Origin of the sequence: Succinivibrio sp. (assembly GCF_045124615.1) — a bacterium.
Classification (GTDB): domain Bacteria; phylum Pseudomonadota; class Gammaproteobacteria; order Enterobacterales; family Succinivibrionaceae; genus Succinivibrio; species Succinivibrio faecicola.
Window position 1 is genome coordinate 1 of sequence record NZ_JBGVMC010000330.1, and the last position, 2,706, is coordinate 2,706.

Sequence of the window (2,706 nt, forward strand, 5' to 3'; positions counted from 1 at the left end):
AAGCCGTGAGGCACTTATTAACAGCGGACTGCATAACGAGTTAAAAGCCATGTTCACACATTAACCGATAAAAATAAATTCCATTGGAGATCTTAAATGAACATCAAAGAGCGTAAGAATTTCACGCTTTATACATCACAGAAGTTTTATAAAGCACTCGATTTTTTAAGTAAATCAGAAAAAAAATCAAAAGCGCAGATTATCAATGAACTGATTAAAAGTTATCTTGATAAGAATAGAGAAAAATTAGACAGGAAAAAGATCCAGTATGAATGATTTACAACGCACCGAAGAATGGTATCAGGCAAGGATCGGACATTTGACAGCCTCAATGGCTAAAGATCTGATCCGTTACCAAAAGGGCGGTATTACCCTGCAGACAGATGCAAAGATCACAAATCTGAAATACAGGATCTTAGCTGAACAGTTAACAGGACAGGCAACAGAGGATCATTTTACTGCGGATGCACGCAGACGGATGCAGTGGGGAACAGAACAGGAAGAACACGCAGTTAATGCGTATGAGATCAAAACAGGATCAATCGTGTTAATGAGCGGTTTTGTTAAACATCCATCAATCGCCTATTTAGGTGCATCCCCAGACGGCTTAGTGAACAATGACGGTTTAATTGAGATCAAATGCCCTGAAACAACAACGCATTTGCAGAGAATTGAAGCGGACACAGTACCAGAAGAAATAAAACCTCAAATGCTCCTGCAGTTGATTGTTACAAATAGAAAATGGTGTGACTTTGTGGATTATGATCCACGTTTGCCACAGAAACTACAGCTATTTATCAAACGCTTTGAACCAACAGAGGAAGAATTAACAACCGCTTTAGACTATTTCAAAAACTTTTTACAGGAAATAGAGCAAGTTAAAACAGATTTATTAAACAACCAAGAGGAAATATAAAAATGCAGTTAACATTTGAAGTTAAAGACGAATATGTAAAGGCATATATTGAAGCATTGGAAAAATTGAATAATGCCGATCCATCCGACAAAAACACATTAAAACTTGTTGCAAAAACCTTTAAAAACGCAGGCGCAACAGTATTAAGTGCGATTGAAGAACGCCTAGAGGAAGTGATCGAAGTTCAGGGATATGAGCAGAAATTATAATCAGGGAGTAATTTAAAATGGCATTTGCAAAATTTGATCCTAATAACAAGCCAGTGACCGATTTTAACAACGATTGGCAGAAACTACCAGACGGCAATTACAGACAGAAATTAAAAGACGATTGCAAGCCTATTGAAGTTGACGTTGAAGTTTTAGAATGTACTTCATACATGAAATTTCAGGCAAGTGATAATTCTATCTATGAGCATCTAGTTTTAAATCTCGGACTGATTAAAAACGGTGTGTTATCGGAAACTTATCATAGAGTTGATATTAAGGGCGGTAAAGTTGTAAATGGTGTATCAAATATCACAAACCGCATTTATAACATATTTGCGATTGCAAGCACTCAACGCCCAGACTGCACCAACGTACTGAAAAAAGTTACAAAGCGTGATTTTAACAAAAATGAAGTTACTCACGATCTACTGAATATGCAGGGCATTAAGTTTAAGTGTCTGATTGCGACAACAGGACAGTACAACGGTTATAACACTTACACAACTTATTTCTTTGCACCGTCAAAACAGAGCTATGAAGAAATAATAGCAAATGATACAAGCCTCACCGCTTGGAACAAGGGATTAGAGGATATAACCAAAAAACGTGCCGATTTTATGAGCGAAAATCAGACTGCAGGCGGTTACGGTCAACAGCAGGGATATGGAGCACCACAACAGCAGTTTAACAACTTTGCAGGCGGTCAGAGTTATGGAAACACACAGCAACAGCAAGCACAGACTATGCAGGCGGTTAACTCTATGCAGTCAATGCAGGGCGTAGCTACAAACGCAGAGCCACAGCCTTTAGATGATGATCTACCATTTTAATTAGTTTTACCGCCCTGAAATATGGGCGGTTATTCAGGTGCAAAATGTTTAAATTTGATATTAACAAACCGCCTAAAAAATATAAGTTTATGGTTTATTTTGTAGATGTTTATTGTGATAGAGGTGCAAACGGTCATATATTAAATTCTCTGTATATTCAACAGACGATTAAAAAGCCAGATGATTTTATTTATAAGCACTATATGAGTGAAAGCGACAGCGAAGAAATCGCACGAATTGTAAAGGTTTTTGATACAAACCGAGAGGCAGAAGAATATATAACCAGATTGGTAAATCTAAGTAAATGTGATTGGCAAAAATATTTAGATACAATTTGGCAGGATAGAAGATCTTTTTTAGTCGAGAACGGAAAAAAGATCCCTTTAGCACCTAACGGATCGGAATATATTTTATAGGAATACAAATGAATACAGTTAGTTTAAAAATTACACCCCTAGAAATTTTATGGTGCTATCTAGCGCACTCAACTGAGTTAGCATTTCACAACAAGAAAAAAGAAATCAATCTTGGAAATATTGACGTTTCAGTTATTTTGTCTTGGGTAAATGTTAACCATCTTTTAACACTGGAACAGATCGAAGAATTAAGACACAAGATTGATAAGGAAGTCGATAAAATCACAGAAGAACAGACAAATACCTTTTATGAATACAGTTTGATGAATACTCTTTTTGAAGTATGCCAGAATATTCCTAAGAGCGACAAAGAGAATGTTTTGACCGTTGGTATT

At 36.5% G+C, this 2,706-nt stretch carries 6 protein-coding genes; all 6 read left to right on the forward strand.

The window, feature by feature from the left end:
- Positions 1–96 precede the first annotated feature (96 nt).
- Entirely contained in the window at positions 97–276 is a 180-nt protein-coding gene (locus ACJML3_RS08830) for a hypothetical protein (RefSeq protein WP_406022458.1), read from the forward strand.
- Positions 269–916 (forward strand): lambda exonuclease family protein, encoded by a 648-nt coding sequence (locus ACJML3_RS08835; RefSeq protein WP_406022460.1) that lies wholly within the window; start codon positions 269–271, stop codon positions 914–916. Before ACJML3_RS08830 ends, ACJML3_RS08835 begins: the two co-directional genes overlap by 8 nt.
- Positions 917–918: 2 nt before the next feature.
- Positions 919–1,125 (forward strand): hypothetical protein, encoded by a 207-nt coding sequence (locus tag ACJML3_RS08840; protein ID WP_406022462.1) that lies wholly within the window; start codon positions 919–921, stop codon positions 1,123–1,125.
- 17 nt (positions 1,126–1,142) lie between these two features.
- Positions 1,143–1,955: a hypothetical protein gene (locus ACJML3_RS08845; RefSeq protein WP_406022464.1), complete on the forward strand. Its 813-nt coding sequence runs from the start codon at positions 1,143–1,145 to the stop codon at positions 1,953–1,955.
- Between the two features lie 44 nt (positions 1,956–1,999).
- Entirely contained in the window at positions 2,000–2,371 is a 372-nt protein-coding gene (locus tag ACJML3_RS08850) for a hypothetical protein (RefSeq protein WP_406022466.1), read from the forward strand.
- A gap of 8 nt (positions 2,372–2,379) precedes the next feature.
- Positions 2,380–2,706, forward strand: a 327-nt coding sequence (locus ACJML3_RS08855; protein WP_406022467.1) for a hypothetical protein, incomplete at its 3' end; no start/stop codon positions are given.